Source organism: Pseudomonas sp. JY-Q, assembly GCF_001655295.1.
Taxonomy (GTDB): Bacteria; Pseudomonadota; Gammaproteobacteria; order Pseudomonadales; family Pseudomonadaceae; genus Aquipseudomonas; species Aquipseudomonas alloputida.
Genome location: NZ_CP011525.1, coordinates 1,490,198 through 1,511,407, shown reverse-complemented (window position 1 = coordinate 1,511,407; position 21,210 = coordinate 1,490,198). Strand labels below are relative to the sequence as shown.

At 63.1% G+C, this 21,210-nt stretch carries 23 protein-coding genes, 1 pseudogene and 1 riboswitch; of the genes and pseudogenes, 4 read left to right on the top strand and 20 right to left on the bottom strand.

Annotated features, from left to right (window positions below):
- Positions 1-650 precede the first annotated feature (650 nt).
- Positions 651-1,070, bottom strand: coding sequence for a tetratricopeptide repeat protein (locus AA098_RS06760; RefSeq protein WP_033725785.1), 420 nt, complete (start codon positions 1,068-1,070; stop codon positions 651-653).
- 950 nt (positions 1,071-2,020) lie between these two features.
- Between AA098_RS06760 and AA098_RS06755 the strand changes: the two genes are divergently transcribed.
- The 3 genes and pseudogenes from AA098_RS06755 to AA098_RS06745 all read left to right on the top strand — a co-directional run bounded on the left by AA098_RS06755 (position 2,021) and on the right by AA098_RS06745 (position 4,405).
- On the top strand, positions 2,021-2,245 hold the full coding sequence (locus AA098_RS06755) for a hypothetical protein (RefSeq protein ID WP_010952743.1): 225 nt from the start codon (positions 2,021-2,023) through the stop codon (positions 2,243-2,245).
- A 249-nt stretch (positions 2,246-2,494) separates the two neighbouring features.
- Entirely contained in the window at positions 2,495-2,977 is a 483-nt protein-coding gene (locus tag AA098_RS06750) for a hypothetical protein (protein ID WP_003252489.1), read from the top strand.
- Positions 2,978-3,123: 146 nt separating this feature from the next.
- Positions 3,124-4,405, top strand: a pseudogene (locus tag AA098_RS06745) (OmpP1/FadL family transporter).
- Positions 4,406-4,447: 42 nt separating this feature from the next.
- Here the strand turns inward: AA098_RS06745 and AA098_RS06740 are convergent.
- Entirely contained in the window at positions 4,448-5,377 is a 930-nt protein-coding gene (locus tag AA098_RS06740) for a LysR family transcriptional regulator (RefSeq protein ID WP_003252484.1), read from the bottom strand.
- A gap of 114 nt (positions 5,378-5,491) precedes the next feature.
- Here AA098_RS06740 and AA098_RS06735 point away from each other — a divergent pair, with 114 nt between their 5' ends.
- Entirely contained in the window at positions 5,492-5,752 is a 261-nt protein-coding gene (locus AA098_RS06735; protein ID WP_003252481.1) for a DUF2798 domain-containing protein, read from the top strand.
- A gap of 144 nt (positions 5,753-5,896) precedes the next feature.
- Here the strand turns inward: AA098_RS06735 and AA098_RS06730 are convergent, their stop codons facing one another.
- From AA098_RS06730 to hda, 18 genes are all read right to left on the bottom strand, one after another.
- Entirely contained in the window at positions 5,897-6,448 is a 552-nt protein-coding gene (locus AA098_RS06730) for a glutathione peroxidase (protein ID WP_064613952.1), read from the bottom strand.
- A 46-nt stretch (positions 6,449-6,494) separates the two neighbouring features.
- Complete coding sequence (locus tag AA098_RS29720) at positions 6,495-6,617, bottom strand: hypothetical protein (RefSeq protein WP_003252477.1); 123 nt, start codon at positions 6,615-6,617, stop codon at positions 6,495-6,497.
- The gene (locus tag AA098_RS06725) at positions 6,614-7,816 is read right to left on the bottom strand and encodes an MFS transporter (RefSeq protein WP_060538689.1); all 1,203 of its coding nucleotides are present in this window, start codon (positions 7,814-7,816) and stop codon (positions 6,614-6,616) included. Before AA098_RS06725 ends, AA098_RS29720 begins: the two co-directional genes overlap by 4 nt.
- 63 nt (positions 7,817-7,879) lie before the next feature.
- Entirely contained in the window at positions 7,880-8,284 is a 405-nt protein-coding gene (locus AA098_RS06720; RefSeq protein WP_004575323.1) for a MarR family winged helix-turn-helix transcriptional regulator, read from the bottom strand.
- Positions 8,285-8,346: 62 nt separating this feature from the next.
- A complete protein-coding gene (locus AA098_RS06715) occupies positions 8,347-9,462 on the bottom strand; it encodes a glycoside hydrolase family 5 protein (protein WP_082916858.1) in 1,116 nt (371 codons plus the stop codon).
- 225 nt (positions 9,463-9,687) lie between these two features.
- A complete protein-coding gene (locus AA098_RS06710) occupies positions 9,688-10,410 on the bottom strand; it encodes an adenosylcobinamide-GDP ribazoletransferase (RefSeq protein WP_064613950.1) in 723 nt (240 codons plus the stop codon).
- A gap of 1 nt (position 10,411) precedes the next feature.
- Positions 10,412-10,978, bottom strand: a complete 567-nt coding sequence (locus tag AA098_RS06705; RefSeq protein ID WP_004575326.1) for a histidine phosphatase family protein — start codon at positions 10,976-10,978, stop codon at positions 10,412-10,414.
- Positions 10,975-12,030, bottom strand: a complete 1,056-nt coding sequence (gene cobT / locus AA098_RS06700; RefSeq protein WP_003252465.1) for a nicotinate-nucleotide--dimethylbenzimidazole phosphoribosyltransferase — start codon at positions 12,028-12,030, stop codon at positions 10,975-10,977. The genes AA098_RS06705 and cobT overlap by 4 nt, the downstream gene beginning before the upstream one ends.
- Positions 12,027-12,548 carry a bifunctional adenosylcobinamide kinase/adenosylcobinamide-phosphate guanylyltransferase gene (cobU, locus tag AA098_RS06695; RefSeq protein WP_064613949.1) on the bottom strand — a complete coding sequence of 174 codons (522 nt, stop codon included), beginning with the start codon at positions 12,546-12,548 and terminating at the stop codon, positions 12,027-12,029. Before cobU ends, cobT begins: the two co-directional genes overlap by 4 nt.
- 1 nt (position 12,549) lies before the next feature.
- Entirely contained in the window at positions 12,550-14,004 is a 1,455-nt protein-coding gene (locus tag AA098_RS06690) for a cobyric acid synthase (RefSeq protein WP_014860998.1), read from the bottom strand.
- Positions 14,001-14,993: a threonine-phosphate decarboxylase CobD gene (cobD, locus tag AA098_RS06685; protein WP_003252458.1), complete on the bottom strand. Its 993-nt coding sequence runs from the start codon at positions 14,991-14,993 to the stop codon at positions 14,001-14,003. Before cobD ends, AA098_RS06690 begins: the two co-directional genes overlap by 4 nt.
- Positions 14,986-15,894 (bottom strand): adenosylcobinamide-phosphate synthase CbiB, encoded by a 909-nt coding sequence (cbiB, locus tag AA098_RS06680; RefSeq protein ID WP_060546105.1) that lies wholly within the window; start codon positions 15,892-15,894, stop codon positions 14,986-14,988. Before cbiB ends, cobD begins: the two co-directional genes overlap by 8 nt.
- The gene (gene bluB / locus AA098_RS06675; protein ID WP_003252453.1) at positions 15,891-16,541 is read right to left on the bottom strand and encodes a 5,6-dimethylbenzimidazole synthase; all 651 of its coding nucleotides are present in this window, start codon (positions 16,539-16,541) and stop codon (positions 15,891-15,893) included. The genes cbiB and bluB overlap by 4 nt, the downstream gene beginning before the upstream one ends.
- A complete protein-coding gene (locus tag AA098_RS06670) occupies positions 16,538-17,833 on the bottom strand; it encodes a cobyrinate a,c-diamide synthase (protein WP_012053452.1) in 1,296 nt (431 codons plus the stop codon). The genes bluB and AA098_RS06670 overlap by 4 nt, the downstream gene beginning before the upstream one ends.
- Positions 17,830-18,441, bottom strand: a complete 612-nt coding sequence (cobO, locus tag AA098_RS06665) for a cob(I)yrinic acid a,c-diamide adenosyltransferase (protein ID WP_003252448.1) — start codon at positions 18,439-18,441, stop codon at positions 17,830-17,832. The genes AA098_RS06670 and cobO overlap by 4 nt, the downstream gene beginning before the upstream one ends.
- Before the next feature lie 119 nt (positions 18,442-18,560).
- Positions 18,561-18,782, bottom strand: a riboswitch (cobalamin riboswitch).
- A 219-nt stretch (positions 18,783-19,001) separates the two neighbouring features.
- Positions 19,002-19,535, bottom strand: a complete 534-nt coding sequence (locus AA098_RS06660; protein WP_003252446.1) for a C40 family peptidase — start codon at positions 19,533-19,535, stop codon at positions 19,002-19,004.
- A 139-nt stretch (positions 19,536-19,674) separates the two neighbouring features.
- Entirely contained in the window at positions 19,675-20,313 is a 639-nt protein-coding gene (locus tag AA098_RS06655; protein WP_003252444.1) for a C40 family peptidase, read from the bottom strand.
- Between the two features lie 127 nt (positions 20,314-20,440).
- Entirely contained in the window at positions 20,441-21,148 is a 708-nt protein-coding gene (hda, locus tag AA098_RS06650; RefSeq protein ID WP_003252443.1) for a DnaA regulatory inactivator Hda, read from the bottom strand.
- Between the last annotated feature and the right edge of the window lie 62 nt (positions 21,149-21,210).

Genomic DNA, 21,210 nt, shown 5'->3' with positions numbered 1-21,210 from the left:
ACCCGCCGTTCACCGTTGCCGCAGCCACCGTATTCGCGGGTAAACCCGCTCCTACACACGCATCGGGGGTTGAACACAGGCCGCCGTAGGGGCGGGTTTACCCGCGAAAGGGCCGGGCCTGCTGGCCAATTTCCACCCGCCGTTCACCATTGCCGCCGCTACCGTATTCGCGGGTAAACCCGCTCCTACACACGCATCGGGGGTTGAACACAGGCCGCCGTAGGGACGGGTTTACCCGCGAAAGGGCCGGGCCTGCTGGCCAATTTCCACCCGCCGTTCACCGTTGACGCCGCCACCGTATTCGCGGGTAAACCCGCCCCTACATACGCATTGGGGGTTGAACACAGGCCGCCGTAGGAGCGGGTTTACCCGCGAAAGGGCCGGGCCTGCTGGCCAATTTCCACCCGCCATTCACCGTTGCCGCCGCCACCGTATTCGCGGGTAAACCCGCTCCTACACACGCATCGGGGGTTGAACACAGGCCGCCGTAGGGGCGGGTTTACCCGCGAAAGGGCCGGGCCTGCTGGCCAATCTCCACCCGCCATTCACCGTTGCCGCCGCCACCGTATTCGCGGGTAAACCCGCTCCTACCACGGCGGTGGACACACATCGGTGATTGCTCGCGAAAGGGCCCGCGCAGGCAAAAAAGCTCAGACAGAAAACCACTGTCGCAACAAGCGCCGCGCTTCCTGCGACCCCTGCCCTGCCGCAAGCTCAAGCCAATAGCGCGCCTGCTCCGGCTCGTTGTGCTGACACAGCCGAGCGTACTCCAGCTGCGCCCGCCGATCCCCTGCGCGGGCAGCCTGACGCAGCAGCTCATGGCCTATACGCCGGTCACGGGCGTTGCCACAATCGCGGCACAGCATCTGCCCCAGGCGGCTCTGCGCCACAACCACACCTTGGCGCGCAGGCTGCTTCAGCAAGCGCCCGGCCAGGTGCTTGACCTGAGGGTTGTCGCCCAGGCGCGGGCTGTCGAGCAACCACAAGGCCACTTTCAGGGAAAAGCGTTTGGCAGGAGGTGCAGGTGTCGATGCAGCGGGGCTGGAAAGGTGTCTACCGCGAAACTTCATGAGCAACAGGTTTGGTAACTCGAAAGGCGCGCCACTCTACTCTTTTTTTCTCGCCCTGGCCTGTCGATTTCTGGAGGATTGAAAAAAATTTCAATGATCTTTTCTTGACGTTTCCAGGTGGATGACCAACCGGTCTGTTGGAGCATGGCGATTGTCGGACAGTTCATCCCATTGCTGGCACGCCCGTGCTAGAGCAAGCGCTCGGGACAATCCACAGTTCCTGTGGATAACTCGGTGGACAACCCCCTCTCACACCCCTCAAACCCCCGTGAATTGGGGGCTTTGGTCAAACTGACGATTTTTTCACCAGCTAAAAATAGTGTTTTTTTTCATTGACTTAACCACGCAGTCAAGGCATTGGCGAGGCTGCTGGGTGGTGTTGCCAAGCCGTTACAAGCGCTGCCCCGAATGTGAACAAGTGCACCATAAACCTCCATTTGGGTGCACGAAAAGGGCACATCGGACGGCATTCGGGCCATTTACCCCCTCTTCCCAGCAGCGAAAATTCGCGCCATACTGCGCGGCTCACCTGAACAAACGTAGTGCTTGCCAAACATCTTCGCTTCCGGTAAGGTGCCCCTCGTTAGTACCAAGCTGAAAGTCAATTCTGGCCGCAAGCGTCCTTGCAGACTCGCTCCCCCCAAGAGCGTCCCTGCTGAAACAAGGACCGGCCCATTCAATGATTCCCTCGCCAGCCTTACGCTGCGCAAGCACGAATCACATGACAGATTGATCAGGATCCCACCTCGACGGCCTAGAACCTTGGCCCCGGCGTGCTGCCTGCCTTCCGAAGTACCTACCAGTCAGCCCAAGCGCCCACATTTGATTGCGCCCCCTCTGGCTGCCCTGTTCCAGTCAGGTTCGTTCGTCCCTTAATAAAGGCGTCACTGGAACGTTTCTATCATGCACGGATCATATCCCCCGTGTTTAAAGCAGGAACCTCCAACAATATGCAAACTCATCATCAGATTCAGGCTGCCATTGGCACCCTCTCCCAGGCCTTCTCGCCGTTGAAGTGCCTTATCGTTGCCCCACGCAAGGGCAGCTTCAGCTTTACCTTGGTAGACGAACACGGCGTTGCCTGCCACACCGAACGCCTGTACCACGAGCAGTACAGCCGCCATGAACCGCTGCAGGCGGTGATCGCCCGGACGCGTCAGTCGCTCACCGCGTGACCGGCGAATACCGGGGTATTCAAGCGCTGAATCATCCAATCGCAAGACTGCCTGAACGCTTTTGGCGTAATTGCCTTAGGGCATATAGCCCTGAGCATCAGGCAGTAATCGATTTAAAAACAGCTCTTTACACCACGATTATCACACTACACTTCAACTCGAGCGGTGCTTTCCGCTCCCGGCGGGCCTGATCATTCACCAGCTGCCAAGCTCCAGCGCCCGTCCGGCCCTTACCTGCTCGAGGGCATCATGGGTATTGCGGCGAATGAATTGTGTCAGTATGTGATCCGACCCACCCTGGTCTACCTGAACCGTCACTGCGCCAGCGCCGAAGCCTTGCTACTGGGTATCGCCGCCAGCCAGTCAGCACTCGGCTCAGCCCTGCACGACCGACGCGGGCACGGCCTTTACCGCATCGGCGAACATCGTCACCAGGCGCTCTGGGACGAATACCTGGCCCGTGACCCCGACCTGGCCAGCCTGGTCCGCGGCCTGGCCAGCCAGCACGCCTTTCTGGGTGGCCCGCACCTGGAGCTCACCGTCAACCTGCGCTATTCCACTGCCATTGCCTGGATGCTCATCGAAGAGCAGGCCACCCCATTGCCTGCGGCGGACGATCTACTGGCACTGGCGCGAATCTGGCGGCAGATTTTCAACCCCCAGGGTCGTCTGCGCGACTTCACCCACGCCTGGCATGCCTGCATAGATCAGAAATTGCCACAGGCATCTTGAGACGCGTCCTACAAGTAAACCGGAAAAAAGGGAATTTTGGTCGGATTGTCCTACAAAACCGCACTAACTCCTGCGATTGAGCCTATAGCGCGGCGCGTGATTTGTTGGTAGCTTTTCGCCCCGGAGACCCAAGGAGTTTTCTAATAATGAAAAAAGTAATGCTCAAAACCTCCCTCGGCGTAGCTGTTGCGCTTGCTTCCAGCCAACTGCTCGCCGCCGGGTTCGCGCTGAACGAACAAAGTATCAGCGGCATGGGAACCGGTTTTGCGGGGCGCTCGTCCTCTGCCGAAGATGCCAGCACTGTGTATGGCAACCCGGCCGGCATGTCCCGCCTCAAGCGCGAACAATTCACCGTGGGCGGCGCTGCCGTCATCGCCAAGACCGACATATCGGGCCCAGGCAGCAACTTCGGGGGGGGAAACCGATGGTGACATGGTGCCTCTCGTTGGCGTACCCATGGGCTATTACGTCAAGCCGATTGATGATCACTGGAGCGTTGGCTTCGGCGTTTACGTGCCATATGGCCTGATCACCGACTACGGCAGCGATGACGCTGCACGCTACTGGGGCAAGAAGAGCAAGGTCGAGGTTGTCACCTTCCAGCCAACCGTCAGCTACGCCTTCAACGACAAAGTGTCGATCGGTTTTGGCCCGACTATCAACCGTATCAAGGGTGAACTGGGTTCGAACCTGAGCAGCAAGGCCCTCCTGGGGCCCAATGGCCCTGATGGCGAGACCAAGATCAAGGGCGACGACACTGCGATCGGTTACAACATCGGCGTTATGGTACAAGCTACGGACCGTACCCGTCTGGGCCTGACCTATCACTCGATGGTCGACTACAAGCTTGAAGGCAATACCCGCGTTTCCTACCCGATTCCACAGCTTGGCCTGAACGGCAAGTTCGACGCCAGCCTGAAAATCAAGACACCAGAGTCAGTGGACTTCTCGGTCACTCATGAACTGGATGACCATTGGACACTGTATGCGGGTAGCACCTGGACGCGCTGGAGCCGCCTGGAAAGCATCGTCGTCGAGAACGAAGCGCCGGCAGGCTACCCGTTGAAGACCATCACCGAAGAGCAGAACTGGCACGACACCTGGGCCCACGCCATTGGTGCGTCCTACAAGGTGAACAAGGAGTGGACCCTGCGCGCAGGCTTCTCCGTCGACCAGTCGCCCACCAACAACCATGATCGCTCGCCACGCATTCCGACTGGCGATCGTAAAGCGGTCAGCTTTGGTGCCGGCTGGAGCCCGAACGATGACATGACCATCGACGTTGCCTATTCGTATCTGTGGGAAGAGGATACCAAGGTCAACAACCTGCCAAGCTCGCAGCAACAAGGGCTGTTGAAAGGCAGCTACCAGGCCAAGTACGAGAACAGCGCTCACGGTATCGGTGCATCCCTCACCTACCGCTTCTGATTCCTGTGCGTGACATGAAAACCGCCCTCGTGGCGGTTTTTTTCATGCCTGCACTTGCCAGCTGTCGCCCAGGCATTCGCGCAGATAGTCCATGAATGCGCGCACCTTGGTGGTCATGGCAAAGCGATCGGCCAGGCACAGGTAGATGTCCATGGGCTCGGTCTGGGCGTAAGCCTGGCTGCTGTCGCAGTATTCGAACAGCGGCACCAAGGCCCCCGAGGCCAGGTGCGGCCGCACGATGAACTCGGCCAGACGGGTGATGCCACCATCGTGCAAGGCCATCTGGGTCAGGGCATCGATATCGTCGCTGATCAATACAGTGCCGAATTCCGCTTCGAAGCGCAGGCCGTCCCGCATGAAGCCCCAGCGCAAGAAGCGGCCATCCACCGGATAGCGAAACACCAGGCAACGGTGCCCGCGCAAGGCCTCGGGCGTGGCAGGTACGCCAGCACTTTGCAGGTAACCGGGTGAGGCACAACAAATGAACGGGATGCGGGCGATGCGCCGGGCCAACAGCTGGTCTTCGAGCTGCGGGGCAATGCGCAGGCTCACGTCAACGTCTTCACGGGCATGGTTGACCCGACGATCAGTCGTTACCAACTCTATCGAAAGTAAAGGGTAGCGGGCACTGAAAGCAGGAATCAATGGCGCCAGCACATGACGGCCGAAGGCAGAGGTCGAGGCAATGCACAGCCGCCCCTGAGGCTCGCTGTCGGGTGTTGTAACCGCCTGTTCGGCCAGGGCCAAATCACGCTCGATATGCTTTACACGCTCGTAATACTGGGCGCCAGAGGGCGTCACGGCCATGCTGCGGGTGGTTCGACTGAGCAGGCGAACTTGCAGGTGGCTTTCCAGCCGCGCCAGGTTCTGGCTGACGGCTGCCGGACTAAGGCCGAGGATACGAGCACCAGCGGCGATGCTACCGGCTTCGACCACTTTGATGAAGCAGCGAATGGCGTTGAGCAGGTCCATGGGGAGCGCCTGGATTCGTAAGAATTTCTTTATAAAGAACTCAATGCCGCGGGTCTACAGCTGCAGGCGTGCAGGTTGCTAATCTGCGCTTCCACTCAGTTTTCAGGAGTTCGCATGAGCAACCTGCCCCGATCGCGCAGTCGACGTAAATTGCACCCGGTCGCTACCCCCTACGTTTTCGCGTTCTACATGTCGTCGATCATGGCGCTGTTGATGTGCTTCGTGATCACGGCGGCCAATGCCGGGTTTACCCCGGAGTATCTGGGCAATGTGCTCAAGGCCTATCAGCTGGCGATGCCGGTGGCATTTGTGTGTGTGCTGGTGGTCCGGCCGGTGGTGGTGCGGTTGGTGGCGATTACCGTGCATGCACGGTGAAGTCACCCGCAGCCAGCCACTTCCTGTTTTTGATCTTGATCTTCGCGACTTCAGGAGGCCTGCGCTCGGCCTCCTGAAGTCGCAATCTGCGTCGCCTGAACTACCGCGCGCTTAGACGCAAAAGCCGCAGCAAGCACAGCCTGGTTACTGCTGTGAGGCGATGGCCTTTTCGATAGCGGCGTGGAACGCAGGATCATCCGGTTTGGTCAGGCTGGAGAAGTTACCGATCACCTTGCCCTTGCGATCGACAACATACTTGTAGAAATTCCACTTCGGCGCACTGCTCTGGCTGGCCAGCTCCGCAAACAGCGGTATCGCATCCTTGCCCCGCACCGCCTGCGTCTTGGTCATGGTGAAGGTGACACCGTAGTTGGCATAGCAAACCTTGGCAGTCTTCTCACTGTCGGCGTCTTCCTGCTTGAAGTCATTGGACGGCACGCCGAGCATTTCCAGGCCTTGCTCGTGATATTCCTTGTACGTCGCCTCAAGCCCCTCGAACTGCGGGGCAAAACCGCAATAACTGGCAGTATTCACCACCACGAGCGGCTTGCCGGCAAAGCGCTCGCAGAGGTCGACCTGCCCCTTACCGCGCAATTCCGGCAGGCTGCCCTGCAACAACGCCGGGCAATCTGCAGCCCAGCTTGATGTACTGGCAAGCAGGGCCAGCACCGGCACCGTCAACCAATGTGCACGCATGACTCGTCTCTCCTGCATCGCTACCTTTGAACTTGCAGGGTAGCGCCTAACAAACACCCATGCCCAGTTGCATCAACGCCATCCCTCCCTGATGCCAGCCCCACCACACCAGTGCCAGCACCAGCAGCACGGCAATAGCCAACAGCCCGCGGACCAGGTAACGGTTCATGCAGCCTGTGCCTGCAGGCGTGAAACCGGGCGTTCGCGCACCGGCCAGTTAAGGGCAGCGGCCAACAAGCTGAGCAGGATGGAAATCTGCCAGACCACGTCGTAGCTACCGGTGCGGTCATACACCACCCCACCCAGCCAGCCCCCCAGGAACGCACCCAACTGATGGAACAGGAACACGATACCGCCCAGCATGGACAGGTTGCGCACCCCAAACACCGTGGCCACAGTGCCATTGGTCAACGGAACCGTGGACAACCACAGCAGCCCCATGGCAATGCCGAACAGGTAAGCACTGAACTCGCTCACCGGCGCCCACAGGAACAGCACGATCACCACCGCACGCAGCAGGTACAACCCGGTCAGCAGGCGCGGCTTGGACATGCGCCCGCCCAACCAGCCAGCAGTGAAGGTACCGACGATGTTGAACAGGCCGACCAGCGCCAGCACTGTCGTACCGGTGGCCGCAGCCAGGTGCTGGTCAACCAGGTAGGCCGGCAGGTGAACGCCAATGAATACGACCTGGAAGCCACAGACAAAAAAGCCCAGCGCCAGCAACCAGAAGCCAGAGTGCGTGCACGCCTCGCGCAGCGCCTGGCCCAGGGTCTGCTCGGCACCGTGACTGGGTAACGGGCGATCGCGCAGCAGGCCGACGAAAGGCACGATGAACGCCACCAAAAGGCCCAGTACCAGCAACGCTGCCGACCAGCCCAGCCACTGAATCAGGCCTTGGGTGCCCGGCAACATGGCGAACTGGCCGAATGACCCGGCGGCGCTGGCGATCCCCATGGCCATGCTGCGCTTTTCGGCCGGCACGGCACGCCCGACCACACCGAGAATGACCGAGAACGACGTGCCAGACAGGCCGATGCCGATCAGCAAGCCCGCACTCAGCGACAACGACCAGGGCGAATCAGCCAAGCCCATCAAGATCAAACCGACGGCATAGAGAATACCGCCGATGATGACCACCCGCGCCGCGCCAAGCCGGTCGGCCAAGGCGCCGGCGAACGGCTGCGCCAGGCCCCAGATCAGGTTCTGCAGGGCAATGGCGAAGGCAAAAACCCCACGCCCCCAGCCGAAATCAGCACTCATCGGCCCCAGAAACAGGCCAAAGCCGTGCCGTACGCCCAGAGACAGCGCCAGTATCAAGGCCGCCCCCACCAACACCCATCCGCTGGTTCGCCACACCGAAGTCATTGTCGTTATCTCCAGCACATCGCAAGGTTTTGCGGGTATATACCCGCTTATAGTCGTTTCACTTCAGGCCAGTTGTTCCAGCAGTCGCACCAGTTCATCCCGCTGCCCCACCCCAAGCCGTTCAACCAGTTCTTTCTGGGCCTGCTCCCAGGCTGGGTGGGCAACGTGCAGCAGTTGCTTGCCCGCCTCGGTCAACAGCACCACGCGGTTACGCTGGTCGTCGCCCTCGCCCAGTGCTACCAGCCCATCCGCCTCCAGCACACGCAGGTTGCGGCCCAGGGTACTGCGCTCGAGCCCCATGGCTTCGGCCAGGGCTGTGATGCTGGGTCGGTCGAGCCGCTGCAGGTGCCGCAGCAGGGAAAACTGGGCGACATTGACCCCGAAGCCGGCAAGGGCTTCGTCGTAATGCCGGCTCACCCCGCGGGCGGCGCGACGCAGGTGGGTACAGATGCATTCACTGGTCAGCATGGATACGTGTATATACCCGCGTACTGAGTGTTGCAAGAAGTTTCACGAAAGATTGAGAAGCGTCAGTCCGGGTTCAAGCGCCTGCGGATCGGTTCGAACTCAACCGTGGCCTTGCGCGCCAAGGGGTCTGGCGCGCCCTGCTCGACCGCCTGCCAGTAGCGCCACGGCACCTTCGCCGTGCCCAGCTCGTAGTCCATGCCATCCCAGTTGTCTTCACGAAAGCTATAGAACGCCCAGTGCAACCGGTTGCGATCCAGCACGACGAGTACATCTTCAAGGTACTGCCGGCAACCCGGCAGCCTGCGCATGCAGCCAAACTCACCCACCACCAGGCGAGAAAGCGGCAGCCCCATGGCCTCGGCCCATGCCAGCGGCTGGCGCAAGTAGCCTTCAACTCGCCGCCCATCCCACAGCTGTGTCTGCCCGGCAAAAGATACGGGGCCTGGATAGGCGATGGGCTGTTTGCGCGCCATATTCGGCGCACTGGTTGCGGCATAGGGCTCGTACATGTGCACGCTGTACAGCACTCGCGGGTCTTCCAGCGGCGCCGACCAGTAGCCGAACGCGTCTGCGCCTGCATACCAGCCGGCATCGACCATGATCGGCGTGTCAGTGTCTTCTTCGCGTATGGCCGCTATCAGTTGCCGGTACAGCAAGGGCAGATCGCGCGCACCGCCCTGCACTTGCGCATACCACTGCTGCATCTGCCCGAGTTCGGCATGTTCAGCCAGGCCGCCCTGTTTCTCCGGTGCTGGCTCATTGATCAAGTTGTAGGCCGCGATGGCCGGATGACTTTTCAGTTCGCGCGCCATATCTCGCCAGAACGCCGCAGCCTGGGACCAGTAACGTTTGTCTTGCCACAGGCGATCATCGAACTGGCCCTGGTTGTTTTGCGACCAGCGCATACCCGGTAGCGAGAGTGGCGTGATGACCACCTTGAGCCCCGCCTGATGCGCCCGGTCGAGGGTGGCACGCAGCACAGCCAGGTCGGCGTCGGGCAGGCCTTCATAGGTATCGGCGCTGCCGAGAAGGAAATCACGTTTCACGGGTTGCCATTTGTCGTACGACAGCCGCACCCATGTGGCGCCGTACCCCCTCAGGGCATCGAAGTAGGCTTGATCGGGTGGCAGCCGGTTGAAGCTGTTGCCGCCGTGCCGTGGGGTGCCCCAGAACGCCATGAGGTCTGCGGCAGAGGCTGGGAGGGTGGACAGGACCAATAGACTGGCAAAGATCCAGTGACGCACGGGAAGCCTACCTGGTTGCTTGGGGGAGGCTGAAGATACGCCGACAAGGAAGAGGCAGGCGCTTCCGGACCGTTTCGGGAAGTTACTGCCCCTCCACACCTATGGCGTGCTGCGAAAGCACCGCAAAGCAGCCGCTAAAGGGCCGTCCAGATCAAGCGCTCAAAGCCCCAGCGCCAACCCGAGCACGACGGCCAGCTCCAGCAGCTCCAGCAACGCTCCGGCGGTATCACCGGTGGTCCCGCCCAGGCGCCGGCACATCAGATGCCGCAGCCAGGCAAACACCGCCAGCGCCAGCAGCACGCTCCATCCGCCCAGGAAGAGGCAGAACAGCACACAAACCAGCAAAACCCACCCCGCCGCGCGCCGGGGCATATGTTCGGCCAACGCCTGGCCCAACCCGCCAGGTCGCACATAAGGTGTACAAAGGAACAGGCCCAACATCGCCGCCCGCCCGATCAGCGGCGCCAGCAGTAATTGCGCCCCGATGCCCTGCCCGACCAGCACCCACAGTGCGCAAAACTTCAGCAACAACACCAAGACCAGGGTGACCACGGCAATCGGCCCACTGCGCGGGTCTTTCATGATCCGCAAGGTGCGCTCACGGTCGCCGAAACCACCTAGCCAGGCGTCGGCACTGTCCGCCAGGCCATCCAGGTGCAAGGCACCACTGAGCAGTACCCACAGTGTCAGCAGCAAAGCCGCGTGCAGCGGCGACGGCGTGCCCTGAAGCAGATGACTGGCCAACCACAGCAGCAAGCCGAACAGCAACCCGACCAGCGGGTAGTACAGCAGCGAACGCCCTACGTCACGCGGTGCCGGCATGCCCGGCAGGCTCACCGGCAGGCTGCTGAGAAATTGCAGGGCGATCCAGAACGGCAACATCTCAGGGTGCCTCGACCAGTTGCCCATCGCCACCTGGCACCAGCCGCATCAACGCGCCATGGCCCACCTCGACCTGCAGCAACTGCTCCCTGGGCAAGCCACGGGCACGGGCCAGTAACAGCCGCATGACGCCGCCATGGGTGACCAGCAGCACGCGCTTGCCGGCATGTTGAAGGCGCAAACGCTCGACAGCCGCCAGCACCCGTTCGGCAAACGCCTCGACCGGCTCGCCATTGGGCGGTGTGAAGGCGTAAGGGTCGGCCCAGAAACGGCCCAGTGCATCAGCCTGGTGCTCCATGATCTGCGCGGCACTTTGGCCCTCCCAATCACCGAAGTGCAGTTCCTGCAGGGCGGGCTCACGCTGCACAGGCAGGTTCAACTGCGCACCCAGCTCATCGGCAAAACGCCCACAACGTTGCAGCGGCGAGCTGACCAGCACCTGCCATGGGCCGCCGTCGGCCACCGCGCGGCGCATCTGTGCCCAGCCCTTGTCGGTCAAGGCATCATCAAGGCTGCCACGCAGGCCGCCTTGTTCCGTTTCACCATGGCGCAGCAAGTCGAGGATCATGCCGGGCGGTCCGCCACCGCGGCCTCGGCAAAGGTCGCCATCTGCCCATGCAGCGCACAGGCCAGGCGCAACAGCGGCACCGCCAAGGCAGCGCCACTGCCCTCACCCAGGCGCAAGCCCAAGGCCAGCAGGGGCTCGGCCTGCAGTGCAGCAAGCAAGGCCTTGTGCCCGGGCTCAGCGCCCTGATGAGCGAACAACAGCCAGGCCCGACACTGCGGGTTGAGGCGCACTGCCACGAGCGCAGCGACACTGCAGATAAAGCCATCCACCAGCACCGCGACACCCGCCTGCGCACAACCTATGTAGGCACCGACCAACGCCGCGATCTCGAAACCGCCAACACAGCCCAGTACCTGCAACGGGTCTTCAGCACGCAGGCCATGCAGGCGCAGCGCCCTCTCGATGACTTCAGCCTTGTGCTGTACCCCGGCGTTGTCCAGGCCAGTGCCAGGGCCGCTCAGCTCCGACGCCGGACACCCCAGCAGAACACTGGCCAAGGCTGCGGCGGCTGTGGTGTTACCAATGCCCATCTCGCCACCGATGAACAGCTGTGCGCCCTGTTCGGCGCCGCGCTGGGCACTGTCGCGACCGGCCTGCAAGGCCGCTTGCAGCTGGTTTTCGGTCATCGCGGGTTGACGGGCAAAGTTGGCAGTACCAGTGCCCAGGCGCAGATGGCGCACGCCGGGCAGTTCCAGCTGCGCGTCAATGGTGCCCAGGTCGACCACGTCCAGGCTGGCCTGCAGTTGCCGCGCCAGCACACTGATCGCCGCGCCCCCGCCGACGAAGTTACATAGCATCTGCCCGGTTACCGCCTGCGGATAGGCCGAGATGCCCTCTTCGACCACGCCGTGGTCGCCGGCAAAAATGGTGATGGCGACCTGATCGAGCGTGGGTCGTTCAAGCCCCTGAAGGCCAGCCAGCTGAATCGCCAGCGCTTCAAGTTGGCCGAGCGAGCCTGCAGGTTTGGTCAGTTGCTGCTGACGGGCGCGGGCCTGGTCCATGGCGGCGTTGTCGAGGGGTTGGCAGGCGTCACGCCACCAGGCTTGGGTCATAGTGCAGGTCCTTTGAGGATTAAGGGCAGGCCGGCCACGGTCAGCACGACACGCTGACAGCGTTCGGCCACTGCCTGGTGCAGCCAGCCGGCCAGGTCGACATAGCGCCGGGTCAGGTCGCCCATGGGCACGACGCCCAGGCCGGTTTCGTTACTGACCAGGATAAGGGTGCCAGGTAACTGTTCCAGGCACGCCAGCAGGGCATCACGCTCCTCGGCCAGGCGCTGGTCATCTTCCAGCATCAACAAATTGGTCAGCCACAGGGTCAGGCAATCCACCAGCAGGCAGCGCCCTTCGGCCGCTTCGGCGCGCAGTACCGCGGCCAGGGCCAAGGGCTCTTCGATCAACCCCCAGTCATCCGGCCGGCGCTGACGATGCAGCAACACGCGTTCGTTCATTTCGCCATCCAGCGGCTGGCTGGTGGCGATGTAGGTCACCGGCAAGCCGCTGGCACTGGCCAGTTGTTCGGCCAGGCGGCTTTTGCCAGACCGGGCGCCACCGAGAATCAGGTTACGCATGTCAGGCTACCCCACACAGTTGGCGCAACTGCGCGGTGTCCAGGTGCTTCTCCACCAGATCAGCCAGGCGCTCGATGTCGTGTTCGCGCAACGCTTCGTAGTCGATAGCCTGCACATCCTCCAGCCCGGCCCAGCGCAATAGCGCGGCACACGACTGGCTGCCTTCGAACAGGCCATGCAGGTAGGTGGCGAGGATCTGGCCATCGGCACTGACAGCACCATCATGGCGGCCATCAGCCAGTTGGACCGCGGGTTGCGCCAGCGCAGGCCCCGTCGTAACGCCAGCATGAATTTCATAACCGGTTACCGTTGCCGCTTCAAGGCTCAGCGTGCCGGCCACATTGCGCAGTTGCTTCTCGGCTTCGAGCACCGTGGCATAGTCGAGCAGGCCGAGCCCCTGGCTAGAGCCTGCGGCCCCCTCCAGCCCCAGCGGGTCATGCACTTCCCGCCCCAGCATCTGCAGGCCACCGCAGATACCGATCAGCTTGCCGCCATAGCGCAGGTGCCGCTCGATGGCCTTGTCCCAACCGCGCTCGCGCAGTTGTGCCAAGTCGCCCCGCACGCTCTTGGAGCCCGGCAAGATGATGAGGTCGGCAGCCGGAATCGGCTGGCCAGGGCCGATGAACTGCAAGTCCACCTGCGGGTGCAGGCGCAGCGGGTCGAAATCGGTGTGGTTACTGATACGCGGCAGCACTGGCACGATCACCTTGAGCACACGCGCGTGCTTGACGCCTTGACGCACATCGATACCGTCTTCGGCTTCCAGGTGCAGGTCGGTAACGTAAGGCAGTACGCCCAGTACCGGTTTGCCGGTGCGTTGTTCCAGCCAGTCCAGCCCTGGCTGCAGCAGGGCGATATCGCCACGGAAGCGGTTGATGACAAAACCTTTGACCCGCGCCTGTTCAGTGGTCGACAGCAGTTCCAGCGTGCCCACCAGATGGGCGAACACACCACCGCGGTTGATGTCGGCCACCAGGATCACCGGGCAGTCCACCGCTTCGGCAAAGCCCATGTTGGCGATATCGCCGGCACGCAGGTTGATCTCTGCCGGCGACCCCGCACCCTCGACCATGACCACCGGGTACGCGGCACTCAGGCGTTGATGAGACGCCAGCACCGCTTGCATGGCCGTGGTTTTATAGTCGTGGTAGGCCACTGCATTCATGCTGGTGACCGCCCGACCGTGGATGATGACCTGGGCGCCGGTATCGCTGTTGGGCTTGAGCAGCACCGGGTTCATGTCGGTGTGCGGTTGTAGCCGGCAGGCCTGGGCCTGCACCGCCTGGGCACGGCCGATTTCACCGCCATCAGCCGTCACCGCGCTGTTCAGCGCCATGTTCTGTGGCTTGAAGGGCACCACAGCGACGCCCTGGCGCAACAGCCAGCGGCACAATGCGGTCACCAGTGTGCTCTTGCCTGCGTCGGAGGTGGTGCCTTGCACCATGAGGGTCGTCATGCCGTTTCCTTCTGATAAGCCGCCAGGGCCTGGGCCAGGCGCTGTTCGTCCGCCGTGCAGGCAGGCAACCCCAGGCGCACGGCTGCTGGCTGTTCGAACAGCCGTACCAGGATGCCGCGCCGGGCGAGAAATTCATGCAAGCGTGCAGCGTGCTCGCTACGCACGTACTGGAACAAGTCGCAGCCACCACTAGGCGCCAGGCCGGCACTGCGCAACACGTGCGCAAGCCGCTGGCCGGCAGCAGCACAGCGTTCGGCCTGCGCGCGCTGGGCAGTTTGATCGGTCAGGCTGGCCTGGGCCAGCACCCGGGTCGGGCCGTTGACGGTCCAGGGGCCGAGCAGCTCGGCCAGGCGCAGCAGCAAGCTGTGTTCGGCGGCAACGAAGCCCAGGCGCACGCCGGCCAAGCCGAAGAACTTGCCAAACGAGCGCAGCACGATCAGCCCCGGGCGTTCGGCGCAGTCCACCACGCTGTCCGCCGGGGTGTTGTCCATGAATGCTTCGTCGACCAGCAGCCAGCCACCGCGGGCCGCCAGGCGAGCATGCCAAGCCAGCAGACGTTCGCGCGACACCCGTTGGCCGGTCGGGTTGTTGGGGTTCACCAGCACCAGCACATCGAGGCCGTCGAGCGCAGCCTCAACTTGCGCCTCATCCAGCGCCAGCAGTTGGTGCCCCGCCCGTTGCCAGGCATAAGGGTGTTCGGCATAGCACGGCGTCAGCACGCCAACCCGGGCCGTTGTACGCAGCAGCGGCAAGGCCTGGATAGCGGCCTGGGAGCCGGCTACCGGCAGCAACTGGCGGGCGCCGTAATACGCGCGCGCGGCGTCCTCCAGGCCGTCCTCGGTTTCTGGCAGGCGGGCCCAGGCGTCGACGGGAATCGGCGGGACAGGAAATGGCCAGGGCGCAATGCCGCTGGACAGGTCGAGCCACTGCTCACGGGCAATACCGTATTGCTGCACCGCGCGTAACAGGCGGCCACCATGTTCAAGCATTGATATAGGCCCCCAGGCAAATCATCAGCAGCCACAGCCACACACCGCGCTGCACCAGCTGCCAGCCGCGCTCGATGGCATCGGCATCGGCCACTGGACCCTCGCCCAGACGCGGCCGCTCATGCAGTTCGCCGTGGTACACCGCCGGGCCACCAAGCTCGACGCCCAGCGCGCCGGCGCCGGCAGCCATCACCGGCCCGGCGTTGGGGCTGTCCCACAGCGGGCCCTGTTTGCGCCAGCAGGCCAGGGCCAGACGGGTCTTGCCCAACAGCGCATAAGTCAGGGCCACCAGCCTTGCAGGTATATAGTTGAGCACATCGTCGATGCGCGCCGCGCACCAGCCAAAGCGCTCGAAACGTTCGTTACGGTAGCCCCACATGGCATCCAGCGTGTTGCTCAGGCGGTACAGCACCACGCCTGGCGCGCCGGCCACCACAAACCAGAACAACGCGGCGAACACTGCGTCGCTGCCGTTCTCCAGCACCGACTCGGTCGCCGCTCGGGCCACTGCTGGCTCGTCCAGTTCGCGCGTTTCGCGGCTGACCAGGTAGCCAACGCGGCGCCGCGCCTCCGCCAGGTCGCCCTGGCGCAGGGCGTTGGCCACCGGCAGCACATGCTCGCCCAGGCTGCGCATCCCCACCGCGCAGTAAAGCGCCAGCACATCAACCAGCCAGCCAATATATGGCAGCCACGAAAGGACCAGCGCCACCAGGGTCAGCGGCACCACCGCCAGAAACCACGCGCTCACGCCGTGGCTGCGCCAGCCGCGCCCGCCCGCATTCAGGCGGCGCTCCAGGGTGCCGGCCATGTTGCCGAACGCCACCAAGGGGTGGCGCCGCTGTGGTTCGCCCAGCAAAGCGTCCAGGGCCACCCCGGCCACGGTCAGCAAGGCCACGCTCATTGACGCTCTCCCCATTGGTTTTCGTAAAGCATTTCACTCAGGGGCCGCTCTTCGGCCCAGCTTTCCTGCACCAACATCGGCACCGGATAGAACGCGGCGACCGGCCCAAGGCACAGTACCGCCACCGGCTTGGCCCCGGCGGGCATGCCCAGCAGCGCGGCCAACGCCTGCGGGTCGAACAGCGACACCCAGCCCATGCCCAGCCCTTCGCCACGCGCGGCCAGCCACAGGTTCTGGATGGCACAGGCCAGCGAGGCCAGGTCCATCTCCGGCAGGGTGCGGCGGCCGAAGATGTGAGGCTCGCGGTTGTCCATCAAGGCCGCCACCAGCAGCTCGGCACAATCGTTTATGCCCTCCACCTTCAATTTCATGAAGGCATCGGATCGCTCGCCCAACGCCTCGGCCGTGCGTACCCGCTCCGCCTCCACCAAGGCCTGGATGCGCCCGCGCAGGTCACGCTGGGTGATGCGGATAAAGCGCCACGGCTGCATAAGCCCGACACTGGGCGCCTGATGCGCGGCCGCCAGCAAGCGGCCAAGCAGCTCGGGCGCCACCTGGCCACCCGCAAAATGGCGCATGTCGCGGCGCTCGCCGATGGCCCGGTAAATGGCGGCGCGCTCGGCGTCGCTATAGGCGTGATCATTCATGGTCGCAACAGTGCCGCCGCCGCATCCGGGCAGGAAGGGAAATAGAAGTGCACGTAAGAGGCCGTCAGCCGGCCCAGACGATAAACCGCCTCGTTGCCACGCCCGCCGTTGGGGCTCAGACCTCGGGCAATCGGTTCCAGCGCAGTGCTGGTCAGCGAATGGTGATAGGTGTGACCGCGCAAGGTCCCCTCCGGCAGCTCCACCGCCTGCAGCGCCAGGGCGGCCAGGCGCTTCTGCATGGTCGCCTCACCCGGCAGCAGGCCGAGCAGTTCGGCACGTTCACCGGCCACGTCAGTCAGGGCATCGAGCAGGTAAAGCATGCCGCCGCACTCGGCCAGCAATGGCTTGCCCTGCGCGTGGTGGGCGCGGATCGCCTCGCACATCGGTGCGTTGGCGGCCAGCGCATGGTGATGCAGCTCAGGATAACCACCCGGCAGATACAGGCTGTCTACCGCCGGCAGTTCGTGGTCGTGCAGCGGCGAGAAGAACACCAGCTGGGCACCCTGGTTGCGCAACAGGTCGAGGTTAGCGCCATACGTGAAGGCGAACGCCTCGTCCCGCGCCACGCCAATGCGCACACCGGCCAGCGAGGCCACGCAGGCTTGCGGTTCAGGCTCGGCAAAGCTGACTGGCGGCGGCAACGCCGCATCGCAACTGGCGCCCAACGCTTCGGCGGCAGCGTCCAGGCGGGTGTCCAGGTCATTCAGCTCGCTGGCCTGCACCAGGCCCAGGTGGCGGCTGGGCAGTTCGATGCCGCGTTCGCGGGACAAGCCACCATACCAGCGCAAGCCCTCGGTCAGGCTGCCTTCGAGCAGTTGCGCATGACGCAGGCTGCCTACCCGATTGGCCAGCACGCCGGCGAACGGCAGATCGGCCTGGTACCGCGCCAGGCCCAGGGCCAGGGCACCGAAGGTCTGGGCCATGGCTGTGCCGTCGATCACCGCCAGCACCGGCACGCCAAAATGGCGCGCCAGGTCAGCGCTTGACGGGGTGCCGTCGAACAGCCCCATCACCCCTTCGATGAGGATCAGGTCAGCCTCGCCAGCAGCTTCCCACAGCAGCCGACGGCTTTCCTCGGCACCGATCATCCACAGATCCAGCTGATACACCGGCGCGCCACTGGCCCGTTCGAGAATCATCGGGTCAAGAAAGTCGGGCCCGCATTTGAACACCCGCACCTTGCGCCCGAGGTTGCGGTGCAGGCGGGCCAACGCAGCAGTGACGGTAGTCTTGCCCTGGCCTGAGGCGGGTGCCGCGATCAACACGGCGGGGCAGTGGCGCGATCGACTCACAGTTCGACGCCCTTCTGTGCGCGGATACCGGCCTGGAAGGCGTGCTTGAGCATGCCCATTTCGGTCACGGTGTCGGCCAGTTCGATCATCTCAGGCTTCGCAGCGCGGCCAGTGACAATCACATGCTGCATGGGCGGGCGGGCCTGAATGTCGGACAGTACCTGGTCCAGGTCGAGGTAGCCATGTTTGAGGGCGATGTTGAGCTCGTCCAGCACCACGAACTGTACACCAGGGTCCTGCAGCAACTGGCGCGACACCGCCCAGGCGGCTTGCGCAGCGGCGATGTCACGCTGGCGGTCCTGGGTTTCCCAGGTAAAGCCCTCGCCCATCACGTGGTAGCGCACCTGTTCAGGGAAGCGACGGAAGAACAGCTCCTCGCCGGTGCTGTTGCGGCCCTTGATGAACTGCACCACACCGCATTGCATGCCGTGGCCCAAGGCGCGCGCGAGCATGCCGAAGGCCGAACTGCTCTTGCCCTTGCCATTGCCGGTCAGCACCAGCAGCAGGCCGCATTCGTTAGGGGAATTGGCGATGCGTTCGTCGATGACCGCCTTCTTGCGCTGCATGCGCGCCAGGTGGCGTTCGTCGCGTTCGGTGGAATCGCTCATCAGGGTTCTCCGCTGGCTGGCACCACGGCAATGCGCGGCGACAGGTAATAGGCAGGCAAACGGAGAACGCGCAGAGGCCATGGCTGGGCGCCACGGTGCACCGCGCATCACCCTCCGTGATGCCGTTGGCAGTATCAGGCCGGTCTCCGGGCTTGTGAGTGGGCCTTGGCCCTGGCCTGCGCGCCTTCCCGGATGCTGGCATCCAGTGGCCCTGCGCGGCCTTTTACTCATCCACCGTTGCGGGGGCAGCGCCGGAATCGCGCCATGCTGGCGCCCACCGGCTTCCCAGTTTCACCCTGCCCAGTCGGGGCTGGCAGGGCACCTGAAACACGCCGCGAAGGTTAGAGGGTTGCACCGGGAGCGTCAATCGAAGCGGGTGATGCCGCCAAAGTATGCGCGACTTCAATGAGGCCGGCGCGAGGCCAGCTGAAGCAGGCCAAGGCGGGATACCGGTGGCCGACGATGGCGGCAATGTGATTTTGGCGGGTGGTCGTAGCCCCCTGAATCTCGGCAGCCTGTAGCGGCCCCAAGCTCAACGGGACCGCTTACAGGCATGGATATCAAGGGTTCTGTGCCAGATGCCCTTGCGGAATCACCCGCTTGGCCTGCAGGTAGGCCTTGGCCCAGTAGCTGTTCGACAGGTAGTCCAGGCGCACGGTGCCACCGGTGGAAGGTGCATGCACGAAGCGCCCGTCCCCGACATAGATGCCGGCATGGCTGACCTGCGAGCCGCCACTGGTGGCGAAGAACACCAGGTCACCAGACTGCAGCGAACTGACATCCACCGTCGGTGCGCGCATGACAATCATCTCTCGCGTCGAGCGCGGCAGGCTGATGCCAGCAGCATCACGGTACACATACTTGATCAGGCCGCTGCAGTCGAAGCCGGAGTCCGGCGTATTGCCCCCCCAACGATAGGGCGTGCCAACCAGACCAATGGCGCGGATCAGTACGTCATCGGCAATCGGTGAAGGACTGGGCTGGCTATAGGTCACCTGCGGCTGTACCACAGGGGCCGGCGCAGGCGCACGGCTGGAGCATGCAGCCAGCAAGGCTGCCAAGGAGAAAAATGCGAAGCGCGCCATCTTTACCATGGCCAGAACATCCTGTCTGAGACCGCTGCGCTGCAGCCGAAAAGAGTTGAGAATTTAGATTAGACGCTTTCTGTAAATGCGCACGGCGGCGAGCTTTTTTTAAAGCATCACCGCCGCGGCAGGGTACATCATTTTGATATCAGTTGCGCGCGATGTTGGTCGGCGCCATGGCCAAGGCTCGCTTGGCTTCAATGAAGGTCTTGCTCCAGTAACGATCACCGAGGCTGTCGATGCGCACACCACCACTGCGGCGGCTGCTGGAGTGGATGAACTGGTTGTCACCCAGGTAGATCCCGGCATGGCTTACCCGGCCACGGCCATTGGTGCTGAAGAACAGCAGGTCACCTGGCTTGAGCTTGTTGCGGGCCACTTTCGGGGCATCGACGTTGATCATTTCACGCGTGGAGCGCGGCAGCGTCATGCCCGCCTCTTCGCGGAACAGGTAACCGATGAAGCCACTGCAGTCGAAGCCGGACTTTTCCGAGGTACCACCGAAGCGGTAGCGGGTGCCGATCAACGACATGCCGCGCTCGAGAATGCTGTCAGCCAGAACCGGCAATTGGTAAGGCTTGCTGCCGGAGAAAGACGCCAGGTCATCTTCGGTGGCCAGCTCTTCCGGCTCGCCGAACACCGACGAGGAAGAGGCTTTGGCGTTGATTGCCGATTGTGCAGTGATCGGCGTGTGATCCTGGGGCTGAGATACCGGGCCTTGGGCCGCGCAGCCAAAAAGCAGGGTCACGAGTGCGAGTGGCACGAGGGGTGCGAAGCGCTTCAGCATGGGCACGACCGTGTCTGTAATCCTTTAGAAGGGTGAAACTATGCCCTCTATCATGGCCATTTGCAAATTTTATCGAAAAAGATGTGACTTTTTTGTTTTACCGCTCTGGCCCACGGTTTTCAGGGGGTTACCAGCCGAGGGTTTCCTTGAGAAAAGGAATGGTGAGCTTGCGTTGTGCCTGCAGCGACGCCTGATCGAGGCGCTCGAGCAAGTCGAACAACGCGCTCATGCTCCGCGCGCCGCGGGTGAGGATGAAATGGCCGACTTCGTCGGTCAGGTGCAGGCCACGGCGCGAAGCTCGCAGCTGCAAGGCGCGCAGCTTGTCTTCGTCGGACAGGCCGCGCATCTGGAACACCAGGGCCAGGGTCAACCGCGACTTCAGGTCCGGCAGCTTGATCGGCAGCTCACGCGGTGATGCCGAGGCAGCCAGCAGCAAGCGTCGGCCGCTGTCGCGCAAACGGTTGAACAGGTGGAACATGGCCTCTTCCCAATCAGCCTTGCCGGCGATCACGTGCAGATCGTCGATGCACACCAGTTCGTACTGGGCCAGGTAGTCGAGCAGTTCGACGCCACGATCGAGCAATTGCGCCAGCGGCAGGTACACAGCAGGCTCGCCACGTTGCTGGAAGCGATGGGTGGCGGCCTGCAGCAGGTGGGAACGGCCAACACCCTGCTTGCCCCACAGGTAGATAAGGCTCTCGGTCCAGCCGGCGTCGGCTTCGCATAGCCGCTCGACGTAACCCAATGCCGCAGCATTGGCGCCCGGATAGTAGTTGATGAAGGTGGCGTCATCGCGCAGGCGCACACCCAGGGGCAACTGGATCGGTGGTTTCATGCTCGCGGGCGGTCGACGGGACCGCTGGGGGCCTTTGGTGAACAATCTGCAAAGTCTATACC